The organism is Stenotrophomonas sp. YJH_SMC_46 (assembly GCF_059370315.1).
The window spans coordinates 98,366-111,920 of record NZ_JCAFTO010000004.1; the positions used below are offsets into that span (position 1 = coordinate 98,366).

A 13,555-nucleotide genomic window follows, 5' to 3' on the forward strand; every position below is an offset into this window, starting at 1 on the left:
TGCGCAACAATTGTTATACAGTAACATTTCCCGTTCCGCAGCCAACCCGCTCCGACATGAACACTGTTTCCCGCGCCGACCGTCGCCTTCCGGTCACCGTGCTGTCCGGCTTCCTGGGGGCCGGCAAGACCACCCTGCTCAACCAGATCCTGCGCAACCGCGAGGGTCTGCGTGTAGCGGTCATCGTCAACGACATGAGCGAGGTCAACATCGATGCGCAGCTGGTGCGCGAAGGTGGGGCCGAACTGCGCCGCACCGAAGAGACGCTGGTGGAGTTCAGCAACGGCTGCATCTGCTGCACGCTGCGCGATGACCTGCTGCAGGAAGTGCGCCGTCTGGCCGATGCGGGCCGCTATGACTATCTGCTGATCGAATCGACGGGCATCGGCGAGCCGATGCCGGTGGCGGCCACCTTCGCGGTGCGCGACGAGCACGGCTTCAGCCTGAGTGACATCGCGCGGCTGGACACGATGGTGACGGTGGTCGACGGCAGCGCGTTCCTTGCCGACTTCGGCTCGACGTCGCGACTGGCCGAGCGCGGCCAGCAGGCCGGCCCGGAGGACGATCGCGGCGTGGTTGACCTGCTGTGCGAGCAGGTGGAGTTTGCCGACGTGATCGTGGTCAGCAAGGTGGACCAGGTGGATGACGAAGTGCTGCAGGACACGCTGGCCGTGCTGCGTGGCCTGAACCGCGACGCGAAGCTGCTGCTGTCCAGCTTCGGCAATGTGCCGCTGGCCGAGCTGCTGGATACCGGTCGCTTCGACATGGAGCGTGCGCAACGTGCGCCGGGCTGGGTGAAGGAACTGCGGGGCGAGCACACACCGGAAACCGAGGAGTACGGCATCGGTAGCTTCGTCTACCGCTCGCGACGTCCGTTCCACCCCGCGCGATTCGCCCGCGCGCTGCAGTCGGGCATGCCCGGCGTGATCCGCAGCAAAGGCTGGTTCTGGCTGGCCAACAGGATGGACTGGGTGGGCGAGCTGAACACCGTGGGGGCCGCGACGCGGACGCAGGCGGCGGGCTTCTGGTACGCCGCGCGCGATCGCGTGCGTGCGGGCATCGAGGACACCACACCGCTGTTGCCGCCGACACCGCTGCCGTACAGCGACCTCGGATGGGCGCGCCAGCAGGCCGACTGCTGGAGCGCGCCGTTGCCGGGGCTTGAGGAATTTCCGGACTCGGCCGCGTACACGGCGATGCAGCGGCTGTGGCACCCGTTGTGGGGGGATCGCCGCCAGGAACTGGTGGTGATTGGGGTGCACATGGATGAGCGTGCGGTGCGCGCAGAGCTGGATGCGTGCCTGCTCAACGACCAGGAGCTGCGTGCGGGACCGCTGCTGTGGCAGCAGATGCCGCAGGCATTCCCGGTGTGGAAGCGCTGAGCTAACGGCTCCTGTAGATCCACGCCATGCGTGGATGGCGGTTCAACCGGTCTTTGCCCGCCTTGTAGAGCCGAGCCCACGCTCGGCTGCAATTGCAGTGGTTCCACGCCATGCGTGATGCGTCAGCCGAGCGTGGGCTCGGCTCTACAGAATCGAACCCACGCATGGCGTGGATCTACAAGGCGTCGCGCCATTGCCAAGCGTCGGAGGTGACTCGCAGTACCTGCGTCGGTCGCAATGCCTGCAGCAGGTGCCGGTCGTGGCTGACCATCACCAGCGCGCCCGGCCACGCCGCAAGCAGTTCCTCCAGCGCCTGCAATGCGCTCAGATCCAGCGCATTACCGGGTTCGTCCAGCAGCAACAGTTGGGGCGCGGGATCGGCATACAGCACGCTGGCCAGCGCACCCTTCACCCGCTCGCCATCACTGAGGCTGTGGGCCGCCCGCTGGATGCGCTGTGCATCCAGCCCGAGCAGGGCCAGCCGCGTGCGCAGCTCGCCTGGGTCCGCGCGCGGGTTGGCGGCCTGCACGGTGTCAAGGATGCTGCGCGCGCCGGACAGCCCCAGCAACTGCTGGTCGAGCAGGGCCAGTGGTGCATGCCGTTGCACGGTGCCACTGCATGCAGGCAGCTGGCCGGCCAACACACGCAGCAGGGTCGATTTGCCGCTGCCGTTGTCACCGACCACGGCGATGCGCTGCCCCCGGCGGATCTCCAGCTGCAGCGGGGCGCTGCAGCCATGTGGCAGCACCAGCGCCTCGGCCTCCAGCAGACGCGCGCTGCCACGCTCGCCCGCACCGGCAAACAGCGCCAGTTCCGGCGCCGCATGCACCGCGGATGCCGCTGCGCGCAGCTGCTCTGCGCTGGCCTGCAGGCGCTCGGCCTGCACCTGCTGTGCGCGGCCGTGGCTGGCCTCGGCGCGCTGCTTCTGCCGGCCGAGCAGGATCGGGGCCTGGTTGGCCTGCTTCGCATCACGGTTGCCACGTGCCTGGCGCTGCTGCTGGCGTTCGTGTTGTTCGCGCGCGCTGCGTTGCTGCTGCCGGTGCTGTGCACGTGCATGGTCAAGCTGGGCGGCGGCGGCTTCACGTTCGGAGGCGCGCGCGTCGGCGTAGTGCTGCCACGGTCCGCCATAGCGATGCAGCCCGCGCGCGTCGAGCTCGACGATCTGCTGCATGTGCGCCAGCAGTTCGCGATCATGACTGATCACCAGCAGGCCGCCGCGCCACTGCTGCAACTGTTCATACAACTGTTGGCGATGGCGTGCGTCGAGGTGGTTGCTGGGTTCGTCCAGGATCAGCCAGTCGGCACCGCTGGCCCAGGCACCGGACAGCGCGACCTGCATGGCCTGGCCACCACTGAGGCGCGCGGCCGGCTGGGCCGGATCGAGGTCGTCGGGTAGCTGCAGCGTACGCCATTGCTGCTGCAGGCGTTCGCGCAGATCCCAGCGGTCGCCGACGCGGGCGAAGTCGGCCTCGTCCACGCTGCCGGCTTCGATGCGTTGCAGTGCGGCCAGTTCCGCGCCGACACCGGCCAGTTCACCGACCGTGCCGGCGGGTGGATAGCCGGGCGTCGGCAACAGGAACACGCGGCCACTGCCGCGAACCTGGCCGTTGTCGGGCAGCAGCCGGCCGGCCAGCAGGCGTGCGAGCACGCTCTTGCCGGCGCCATTGGCACCGACGAGGCCGGTGGCGACCGGTTCGAAGGAAAACGTCAGATCGGAAAACAGCGGGCGGCCGTCGGCCAATCGATACGACACGCGATCGAGCGTGAGGGAATGCGGGGTCATGCGACCTCCATGGATGCCGGGTTCTCCCCTGCGCGCAGGGGCGGGAAGAGTCAGGCCGTCTAGTGGGAAGACGGCGGCATCAATGGCGCATTGGTCGCGAGCCTCTTGGAGGAATGAGCGGCCAGTATAGCGGCAGTGGCTGAATGGTCGGGTGCGCGGCCGCCGGGCATGGCCCGGCGCTACCGATGATCGGGCGGTTCTGTAGAGCCGAGCCGATGCTCGGCTTCCTTTCGCCGCGAGAAGCATCCACGCATGGCGTGGATCTACTGTGGGCCGGGCATGGGTGGATTGCTCGCGGCTACGGCACGGTACCCAGGCGGGCGCCGACGAAGTCGATGAACACCCGCAACTTCGGCAGTACGTGTCGGCCCGACGGCCACAGCAGATGGAAGGTGCCGCAGGAATGCACGTGTTCGTCCAGCACCGTGACCAGGCGGCCGTCGGCCAGGGCATCGCGCACCGAGTGCACCGGCACGAAGGCCAGGCCGATATCGCGCAGTGCGAGCGCTACCCGCGCTTCGATGGTGTTGGCCACCATGTGCACCGGAAGCTCCTGCGGCGTTTCATCGTCGGGCCAGTGGATCGGCCACGGTTCCAGCTTGCCGGTGGTGGGGAAGCGATAGTGCAGCAGCGTGTGCTGCATCAAGCCTGCCGGCGTGCGCGGAACACCGCAGCGCTGCAGGTAGCCCGGCGAGGCAACGACACGCCGCGGGAATACCCCCAGCCGGCGTGCGTTCATCCGCGAGTCGCTGGGTTCGCCGACGCGCAGCACCGCATCGAAGCCCTCCTCGATGACATCAACCAGGCGGTCACTGAAGTCCAGGTCCAGGCGGATATCCGGATACGCCGCCATGAACTCGGCCATCAACGGCAGGGTGAGGTCGCCCACCAGCGGCAGGCTGATGCGCAGCGTACCGCGGGGCGTGGCGTGCGGCTGTGCCAGCTCGGTGCGTGCGGCATCGCGCTCGTCGAGGATGCGCCGGCAACGCGCCAGGAACAGCTGACCCTCGGCGGTGAGCGTGATGCTGCGCGTGCTGCGGTGGAACAGGCGCACGCCCAGTGCGTGCTCCAGCCGCGCCACGCACTTGCCCGCTGCCGAGGCGGATATGCCCTGCAGGCGCCCGGTCTCGACAAAGCTGCGGGTGTCGGCGGCATGCACGAAGGTCTGCAGGTTGGCGAGGTTGTCCAGGACTGACATGGGCGTGCGGGCAATGAAAGCGGCAGGGTAGGCCGGCGCGGCTGTAGCGGGCGGCTCCGCCATCGCAACACTGTGGTGCGGGGTGGCGTGGAGACCGTTGCGGCCTTGCGGTTCCGGCCATCATGCCGATTGCGGACTACACGGTCCATGATGCCCGGAGCGGCAACCGGCTTTTTGCGCGGACGCCCGCTGCCTAACGTGGCGGCCTCTCCCCACGGATCACCGCGATGAATGCTGCTCCTTCCTTCGAACCCGCGCCGACACTGCCTTCGGTGCAGCGGCTGCTGCAGCAGGTCCACCCGCAGCGCCTGGTCGGTGCGGTGGTGCTGGTGCGCGAGCACGGCGTACTGCGCCATGCCAGCGCGACCGGGCTGGCCGATCGTGAATCGGTCACGCCGATGCAGCGCGACCAGCTGTTCCGGCTGGCGTCGGTGAGCAAGCCGCTGCTGAGCACGGTGATCCTGGGCCTGGTGGCCGAGGGCGTGCTCGACCTGGATGCACCGGTGCAGCGCTGGCTGCGGGACTTCCGCCCGGCGCTGGCTGATGGCAGCACGCCAGCGATCAGCCTGCGCCAGCTGCTCAGCCACAGCAGCGGGCTGGGCTATCGCTTTCTCGAAGCCGATGCGAAGGGTCCCTACGCACGCGCTGGCGTCAGCGATGGCATGGACGCGAACCCGCTCTCTCTGGCCGACAACGTGCGCCGCATCGCGCAGGCACCCCTGCTGTTCGCGCCGGGCAGCCAGTGGCTGTACTCGCTGGGCGTGGACGTTGCCGGTGCCGTGGCTGAAGCAGCGACCGGTGAATCCCTGCAGGCACTGTTCGAGCGCTTGCTGGCCGCACCCCTGGGCCTGCGTGACACCGCCTTCGCTGCGCGCAACGCGGCACGGCTGGCCACGCCCTATGTGAGCGACACACCGCAGCCGCACCGCCTGCGCGAAGGCGAGGTGGTCGCTCCGTTCGAGGGTACTGTCGGTATCGAGTACAGCCTCGCGCGCGCCACCGATGCCAGCCGTTTCCCTTCGGCCGGGGCAGGCCTGGTCGGTAGCGCCGATGAAGTGATGGCGGTGCTGGAGGCCTTGCGTGATGTGCAGCGTTCAGGCCTGTTGCCGCCGGCACTGGCAGCGGAGATGGCCAGCCCGCAGGTGGGCGAACAAGGGCCGCCGGAACCGGCCGGCTGGGGCTTCGGCCTTGGCTTTGCGGTGCTGCGCGATGCGGCCGCCAGCGGTACGCCGCAGAGCGCAGGCACATGGCGTTGGGGCGGCGCCTACGGGCACAGCTGGTTTGTCGATCCTGCGCGTGGGCTCAGCGTGGTGGCGCTGACCAACACCCTGTACGAAGGCATGGACGGTGCCTTCGTCGATGAGCTGCGCGATGCGGTCTATGCCGATCTGGAGACCGCGCGATGAGCGGCCATGCCATCGATGCGGCTGGCCCGGCCGGTAAAGCCACGCGCCTGCCGTGGGCGGGACTGCTGGCGCTGGCCGGTGGCGGCTTCATCACTCTGCTGACCGAGACCCTGCCGGCCGGCGTCCTGCGGCCGATGGGCGAAAGCCTCGGTGTGAGCGACGCGGCGGTTGGCCAGCTGGTCAGCGTGTATGCGCTTGGCTCGGTGATGGCCGCACTGCCGATGACCGCACTGACCCAGCGCCTGCCGCGACGTCCCTTGCTGCTCGCCGCCATTGCCGGCTTCGTGGTGGTCAATACGCTGACCGCATTGAGCAGCAGCTACCCGCTGATCCTGGCCGCGCGCTTCCTGGCCGGCGTGTGTGGTGGCCTGCTGTGGTCGCTGGTGGCCGGCTACGCCGCGCGCATGGTGGTGCCCTCGCTGCAGGGCCGGGCGATTGCGGTGGCGATGGTCGGATCGCCGCTGGCACTGTCGCTGGGCGTACCGGCCGGCACGTTGCTGGGCCAGCAGATCGGCTGGCGCTGGGCATTCGCGCTGATGAGCGTGCTGGCAGTCGTGCTGCTGGCCTACGCGCGCTGGGCATTGCCCGCGTTGCCGGCGGCGGCGGCCGGTCAGCGTACGTCGTTGGCTACGGTGTGGCGCATGCCGGGCGTGCGCAGTGCGTTGGCGGTGATGGTGCTGTACGTGCTGGCGCACAACGTGCTCTACACCTACATCGAACCGCTGGCGGTGGAGGCCGGTGCCGGCCCGTGGCTGGACCGCCTGCTGCTGGCCTTCGGCCTGGCCGCCATCGCCGGCATCGTCATTGCCGGCTGGGGTGTGGACCGTCATCTGCGCACGCTGGTGTGGGCCGCGGTGATCGGCTTCATCGTGCCGGTGCTGACCCTGCTGTTGTGGCCGGGCGACGCGATCGCGCTGCTGCTGGCGACGATCCTGTGGGGCGTTGCCTTTGGCGCGGTACCTACGTTGTTCCAGACCGCATTGGCGCGGCGTGCCGGTGCCGCCGCGGATCTGGCGCAGTCGATGCTGGTGACCGGCTGGAACCTGGCCATTGCTGCCGGTGGCGTTGCAGGGGGTTTGCTGTTGCAGGCGGGCGGCCCGAACCAGTTGGGATGGCTGCCGTTGCTGCTGCTGGCGGTGAGCGTGGCGTGGCTGTTGGCACGGCCGAAGGCCTGGGCGTAGGCGGCGAGTCAGTGATGGCGCGGTGCCGGCCAGCGGCCGGCACTACCGTGGTCCACGCCATCCACGCATGGCGTGGATCCACCGAGCACAGCGACCCGCGTTTGCCTTTGCTTTTGCTTTCTTCTGTTGATTCCGTGGTGGGACGCCGCCGCAATGTGTCCGTGGCCGGGTAGGTGGGTTGCGCAGGGGCGTGAGCCGCATGGGCCCGAGGCATGCCTCGGGCGGGTTGGGCAGGACGCCCAACCCCGGTCTTGCCGTGTGCGCAGGACAGCGCACACGAGCAGGCGGCGACCGAGCTTACATGGGTGAGGGCGCTTTGCTTGCGAAGCACTGCTTCGCGAGCGACCGAACGCACAGCCGCTAGCGGCTGGGCTGGGCCCCGGAGGGGGACTTGCAGCGCCCCCTGCGCGACCCATCCACCCGGCCCCAACTGATGGATTCACCGGGCACGACCCACCACGAGGGGCTTTGCCGTTCGCCGCCCTACTCCACGCCCTCACGCTCGATCGGCACGCTGCGCGGATTCTGCATGTGCTCCCGCGCCGCGCCATAGCGCTGCTGCCGCTTGTGGTGGAACACCACGAACTCGTCCCGTGGCAGCGGCCGCGAGAACAGCCAGCCCTGCGCGAACTCGACCTTGCGCGCATGCAGATATGCCAACTGCGCCTCGGTCTCCACGCCCTCGGCCACCACCCACAGGCCCAGCTCCTTGGCCATGTCGATGATGTGCGGCGTCACCGGGCTCGTCGCGCTCTCGGTGTCGATCGCATCGATGAACGACTTGTCGATCTTCAGCGCGTCCAGCGGCAGCTGCTCCAGGTACTGCAGGCTGGAGAAGCCGACTCCGAAATCATCGATGGCCACGCTGTGGCCGGCGCGACGTGCCTGCGCCAGCATCGTGCGGGCGCGGTCCAGATCGAGGAAGCCGCGCTCGGTGGCTTCCATCCAGATCTGCTGCGGCAGGATGCCGCTGCCGGTCATGTGCTTGGAGATCATCTTCAGCGCACGGCCGCTGCTGATGTCTTCGGCGGCCAGGTTGATCGCGATGTGTGCGCTGCGGTCGGCGACCAACAGATCGCGCATGTCGCGCACGACGTTCTCGATCACCAGATCGGTGATCGCGCCGATCATGCCGGCCTCTTCGGCCAGCGGAATGAACAGGTCCGGCCGTACCTGCGTGCCATCCGGGCGCTGCCAGCGCACCAAGGCCTCGGCGCCGACGCAGATGCCGGTATCCAGCTCGATGATCGGCTGGTAGTGCAGGTACAGCTCGCGGCGGCGGATCGCCGTGGCCAGTTCGCCGCGCAGGGACAGGCGGCGACGCGACAGCCACACCACCAGGCCGGCACCGGCAGCGGCCAGCAGAACACCGATCGGCACGAACAGCCACGCCTGCTGGCGGAAGGTTGCAGCCAGCGCGGTACGCGGCGTGGTTGCGATCGCCAGCCACTCTTCATTGCGGGCGGTGGCGTACAGGGTGTTGTGGTCCAGGCCTTCCTCGGGCGCACGCAGCAGGGTCTCCAGCAACGCGGGATCCATGCCGCTCTGCCTGGCCAGGAGGCGGCCATCCGGGCTGGCCAGGGCAAGGCGCACGTTCGGGTCGGCGATGACATCGACAAACCGGCGCGGATCGACCAGGACGTCGTAGTTGCCATACAGGATCGACAGCACCTGGCGCCGTCCGCTTGCCTCGGGGCGCACATCCACGGCAATGCCGGCGCCATCACTGGTGACGTGGTCGGCCCTGGGCTGGTTCACGTCGGACAGAAACGGCCCCCACGACGTGCAGCGCAGCTTGCCACCCTCGAAGTAGCCCATCTGGTCAACCGACGGCGAGGTCATCACCAGCGTCTGCATGCGCCGGATATGGTCCGGCCCGCAGGCGTCCTGGGCGCCGGCCTCGGCCGACTGCAGCGCCGCCAGTGCTTCCCGGTAGGACTGGTCGGCACGGCGCAGGGTACGACCGGCGATATCGCGCAGGCGCTGCTGCTCGACACTGACGGCCCGGTCCCAGGTGGCATAGGCCATCACCGCGATCGGCACGGCTGCGGCCAGAATCGCCAGCGCCGTGCCACCGATGATCACGCGCAGCCGGCTCATGGCCGGGGCTCCAGCGGGGTGGGCAGGGCAGGGCACATGGGCGGGCCGATCCTTGGGCAGGAACGGCTATCTGAGCATGGCGCAGGGCCGGGCGGAATGGGATCAATCCGGTATTCGGTCACATTGTGATGAAAGCGGCCAAATTTGACGTGATTGACCCGTATGATGCTGGCGCTCCGGGCGCTGGAGGACTACCGTCGAACGCTTCGCCGCCCTCTTGCCCGCGCCCATGACCGAGCCCGCAACGCCCCCCGAGCACCTGCGCCGCAGCCTTTCCAACCGCCACCTGCAACTGATCGCCATCGGCGGTGCCATCGGCACCGGCCTGTTCATGGGCTCGGGCAAGACCATCAGCCTGGCCGGACCCTCCATCGTCTTCGTCTACCTGATCATCGGCGCGATGCTGTTCTTCGTGATGCGCGCGATGGGCGAGCTGCTGCTGTCGAATCTGCAGTACAAGTCCTTCATCGATTTCTCCACGGATCTGCTCGGCCCATGGGCCGGGTTCTTCTGTGGATGGACATACTGGTTCTGCTGGATCGTGACCGCCATCGCCGATGTGATCGCCATTGCCGCCTATGCGCAGTTCTGGTTCCCCGGGCTGGATGCGTGGATACCGGCGCTGGCCTGCGTGCTGCTGTTGCTGGCACTGAACCTGGTGACCGTGAAGCTGTTCGGCGAGATGGAGTTCTGGTTTGCGCTGATCAAGATCGTGGCGATCTGCGCGCTGATCATCACCGGTGCCGGGCTGGTGGCCTGGGGCTTCACCTCGCCCAGTGGCCACACCGCGTCGCTGTCGAACCTGTGGAATGACGGCGGCCTGTTCCCGATGGGCCTGGTCGGCTTCTTCGCCGGTTTCCAGATTGCGGTGTTCGCCTTCGTCGGCATCGAGCTGGTCGGCACCACCGCCGCCGAGACCGCCGATCCCGAGCGCAACCTGCCCAAGGCGATCAACTCGATTCCGGTACGCATCATCATCTTCTACGTGCTGGCGCTGATTGCGATCATGGCCGTCACCCCGTGGCGCCAGGTGGTGCCGGACAAGAGCCCGTTCGTGCAGTTGTTCGTGCTGGCCGGTATTCCGGCCGCGGCCAGCCTGATCAACTTCGTGGTGCTGACCTCTGCCACGTCCTCGGCCAACAGCGGCATCTTCTCCACCAGCCGCATGCTGTACGGCCTGGCCGAAGAGGGCCACGCCCCGCGCGGGTTGTCGAAACTGTCACGCGCCGCCGTGCCGGCCCGTGGCCTGTTGTTCTCGTGCCTGTGCCTGCTCGGTGGCACGCTGCTGATCTACCTGATTCCGAACCTGGTGACCGCCTTCACCCTGGTCACGACGCTGGCGACGGTGCTGTTCATCTTCGTGTGGTCGCTGATCCTGGTGGCCTACATGGCCTATCGCCGCTGCTACCCGGAACGCCACGCTGCGTCGATCTTCAAGATGCCCGGCGGGGTTGCCATGTGCTGGGCCTGCCTGGTGTTCTTCGCCGCCGTGCTGGTGCTGCTGAGCCTGCAGCCCGACACCCGCCAGGCATTGATCGCCAGCCCGGTGTGGTTCGTGCTGCTGGGCGTGGGGTATTGGGTGCGTCGGAAGACCGCGAAGTGATCCAACGTCTTCGTTCCATCCATTGACCCATCGTCTCCAGAGAGCTTCATCCACGCATGGCGTGGATCTACCGCCCGCTGCTGGGAACTGTCGAAGGCGGGGTGGGTCCGGTTGTGGGGGCGTGAGCCGCATGAGCCCGAGGCATGCCTCGGGCGGGTTGGGCAGGACGCCCAACCCCGGTCTTGCCGTGTGCGCAGGATTGCGCACACGAGCAAGCGGCGACCGAGCTTACATGGGTGAGGGCGCTTTGCTTGCGAAGCACCGCTTCGCAAGCGCCCGAACGCACAGCCGCCAGCGGCTGGGCCGGGCCCCGGAGGGGGACTTGCAGCGTCCCCCACAGCCGGACCCACCCCGCCATCCTTCAACTGCTGTTGCTCTTGATCTGGCCTCTGCAGGTGCAGGGCGCAGCCCTGCCGGCCCCCATTCACCCAACATTAGCGGGCGCGGCCGGATGATCCGGCCGCCATGTCCCGTCGCCCTCTCCTGCTAGCGCTGTTGCTGCTGCCCAGCCTGTGGCCCGGGCTGGCTGCCGCGCGCACCGTCTACCGCTGCGTGCAGGGCAACACCGTCAGCCTGGCCACCGCGCCGGAACCGGGTTCGCGCTGTAGCCCGAAGGAAATCGACGACAACGCCATCCAGACCCCGAACCTGTGGGGCAACATGGGCGTGTTCAGCGGCGTACTGTACGAGCGCGAGCAGGATGGCGTGCTTGTCTACTCCACCCGCAACCTGCCCGGCTCGCGGGTATTCCTGAAGTTCACCGTGGCCACGCCGCCGGGCGAGCCTGCCCACGAAGGCCTGGGCAAGGTGGGCAAGCCGCAGCTGGCGCAGCACGCCAGGCAGTTCAAGGCCGCGGCCAAGGCCACGGGCGTCGACGATGCCTGGCTGCGCGCAATCGCCCATGCCGAAAGCAATTTCGATCCGCTGGCGGTGTCCAGCAAGGGCGCACAGGGCGTGATGCAGTTGATGCCGGAGACCGCACAGGAATATGGCGTGCGCGATCCGTTTTCGCCGCAGCAGTCGATCGAGGGCGGCGCGCGCTACATGCGCGCGCTGCTGCGCCGTTACAACGGCGATCGCCCGTTGGCGGCGGCTGCCTACAACGCGGGCATCGGTGCAGTCACCCGCTACAAGGGCGTGCCGCCCTACGCCGAAACCCTGGCCTATGTGGACAAGGTGATGGCGCTGTACGCGCGCTACCGCGAAGCGATGGGCATCCGCACCGAAGTGCCAGCCCGCTAGGCGGGAGGTGTAGTGCCGAGCCCACGCTCGGCTCCACAGGAAATCGGCTCAGCGCGAGGTGGACGTGCTGACCAGGTCGTAGCGCTCGATGCGGCCGACGCGTGCCACCTCGGCCTGCACGTCGGCACGCTGCTTGAGTGCACGCCACGCGGCATCGATCTTCACGTCGCCGGGCAGCGACGGATAGGTGCGCATGTCCTGCAGGGAGGCCAGTGCCTCGCCGCGCTCAACCGGTGAGCGCAGCTGTTCGATCAGCACCGCAGCGGCCGCGTCCAGATTGCCTTCCTCCAGCAGCATCTCGCGCTGGAACAGGCGCGCGTCATCGCCCTGGGCCAGGATGGCTGCGCGCGCGGCCTGTTCGGTCTTGGCATCGCCACGTTCACGGGCGGCAACGAACTGCAGCAGTGCCTGGGCCGCCTTGCCGTAACCGGCCAGGCCCGGCATGTCATTCACCGCGACAGCAGCGTCCTGCATGCGGCCCAGCGAACTGAGCAAGAAGCCGACGTTGAACTGGTGCTCGGCACCATCCGGGCCCAGCGCACCGATGCGTGCGGCCAGCCTGGCTGTGGCCAGCGCATCATCGTTACGGCCCAACCGGCGCAGCGCCATAAGCCGGCTGTTGAGCAGCCACGCCACCCATTCGGCTTCCGTCGCCGAGGGCGACTCACCTTCGGCCGCCACACCGGCCATGCCATCGGTCAGCGCAAGCACTTCCTCGTTGCGGTCCAGCATCAGCAGCGTGCTGCTGAACTCGGCCATGCGTGCGTCCAGCGCCCGGTCGAGCAGGCCGGAAACCCGCAGTTCGTCGAGGTGCTTCTGTGCAGCCTGCACTGGGTCGAAGCGGGCATCGTCGCGGTCGACATAGCGATCAAACCGCTTGTCACTGCGCAGGCGGATGATCTCGGCGGGGCCGGTGATGCGCGCCAACGTGGCCGGGATGTCGTCGCCCCGGCCATTGTCGGCCTGCAGTGTTGCCAGTGCCAGCCACAGTCCGGTGGGTTCCAGGCCGCCGCTCTTCCAGCCGTTGTCAAACAGCGCCTGCAGCAGTTCCATGCGCTGCTGGGGCTGGTCCCGCAGGCGGAACTGCAGGTAGTTGATCGCGTGGTGGTCCACCGGCAACGGCGCGTCGGCATGCTTCAGTGCCTGCACCAGGTGCTTCGTGGCGGGCGCTGGTTGGTTCTCGGACAGTTCCACCGAGACCAGGGTCAGCAGGATCTGCGCATCGTCCGGCAGTGCTTCCTGAGCGCGCTGCAGGTAGCGGCGGGCCTGGTCGGGCTTCTTCTGCACCATCGCGGTCCAGCCGGCCACCTGCGCGGCGCGGCCGCGATGTTCGGCATCGAAGTCATCCAGCATCGGATCTTCCATCAGCCGTTCCATCGCGATCAGCGCGCCCAGCGTGTTGCCACTGCGTGACTGCTGGATGGCCTCATCCCAGCGCGTGGCATAGGCCATGTGCATCACATCGGCGGTGATTGACGGCTTCTGCGGCGCCACCGTGATCGAAGCGGTGGCGGATGTGCTGGCCAATGCGGCGGCCAGCAGGGCAGCAAGGGGGAGGATGCGGGGCATGGAGGATCTCCATCCGTGGGAACCGCATTGAACCTGCTGGGGCTGGTGAGAACAAGCGTGGTGCATGGAACTCTGGTATCCGGCAGTACGA

The 13,555-nt window shown here is 68.0% G+C and carries 9 protein-coding genes; 5 read left to right on the top strand and 4 right to left on the bottom strand.

Translation table 11 applies throughout. The features are described 5' to 3' along the window. Nucleotides 1-56 precede the first annotated feature (56 nt). Entirely contained in the window at nt 57-1,382 is a 1,326-nt protein-coding gene (locus AC5P8C_RS14135) for a GTP-binding protein (protein WP_053442453.1), read from the top strand. 175 nt (nt 1,383-1,557) lie between these two features. Here the strand turns inward: AC5P8C_RS14135 and AC5P8C_RS14140 are convergent, their stop codons facing one another. Together AC5P8C_RS14140 and AC5P8C_RS14145 are read right to left on the bottom strand one after the other, a co-directional pair. Continuing rightward, nucleotides 1,558-3,165: an ATP-binding cassette domain-containing protein gene (locus AC5P8C_RS14140; RefSeq protein ID WP_313510029.1), complete on the bottom strand. Its 1,608-nt coding sequence runs from the start codon at nt 3,163-3,165 to the stop codon at nt 1,558-1,560. A 298-nt stretch (nt 3,166-3,463) separates the two neighbouring features. After that, entirely contained in the window at nt 3,464-4,363 is a 900-nt protein-coding gene (locus tag AC5P8C_RS14145) for a LysR family transcriptional regulator (protein ID WP_019337977.1), read from the bottom strand. Nucleotides 4,364-4,590: 227 nt separating this feature from the next. On the opposite strand from AC5P8C_RS14145, the gene AC5P8C_RS14150 reads away from it, so the two are divergent. Together AC5P8C_RS14150 and AC5P8C_RS14155 are read left to right on the top strand one after the other, a co-directional pair. Next, entirely contained in the window at nt 4,591-5,769 is a 1,179-nt protein-coding gene (locus AC5P8C_RS14150) for a serine hydrolase domain-containing protein (protein WP_495218972.1), read from the top strand. Next, the gene (locus tag AC5P8C_RS14155; RefSeq protein WP_495218973.1) at nt 5,766-6,950 is read left to right on the top strand and encodes an MFS transporter; all 1,185 of its coding nucleotides are present in this window, start codon (nt 5,766-5,768) and stop codon (nt 6,948-6,950) included. Before AC5P8C_RS14150 ends, AC5P8C_RS14155 begins: the two co-directional genes overlap by 4 nt. Before the next feature lie 483 nt (nt 6,951-7,433). Here AC5P8C_RS14155 and AC5P8C_RS14160 read toward each other — a convergent pair whose 3' ends face one another. Then, nucleotides 7,434-9,050: an EAL domain-containing protein gene (locus AC5P8C_RS14160; protein ID WP_019660889.1), complete on the bottom strand. Its 1,617-nt coding sequence runs from the start codon at nt 9,048-9,050 to the stop codon at nt 7,434-7,436. Between the two features lie 229 nt (nt 9,051-9,279). On the opposite strand from AC5P8C_RS14160, the gene cycA reads away from it, so the two are divergent. Then, nucleotides 9,280-10,653: a D-serine/D-alanine/glycine transporter gene (cycA, locus tag AC5P8C_RS14165; protein WP_495218974.1), complete on the top strand. Its 1,374-nt coding sequence runs from the start codon at nt 9,280-9,282 to the stop codon at nt 10,651-10,653. 465 nt (nt 10,654-11,118) lie between these two features. Next, on the top strand, nt 11,119-11,895 hold the full coding sequence (locus AC5P8C_RS14170; RefSeq protein WP_495218975.1) for a lytic transglycosylase domain-containing protein: 777 nt from the start codon (nt 11,119-11,121) through the stop codon (nt 11,893-11,895). Nucleotides 11,896-11,943: 48 nt separating this feature from the next. Here the strand turns inward: AC5P8C_RS14170 and AC5P8C_RS14175 are convergent, their stop codons facing one another. After that, complete coding sequence (locus tag AC5P8C_RS14175) at nt 11,944-13,464, bottom strand: tetratricopeptide repeat protein (RefSeq protein ID WP_495218976.1); 1,521 nt, start codon at nt 13,462-13,464, stop codon at nt 11,944-11,946. Between the last annotated feature and the right edge of the window lie 91 nt (nt 13,465-13,555).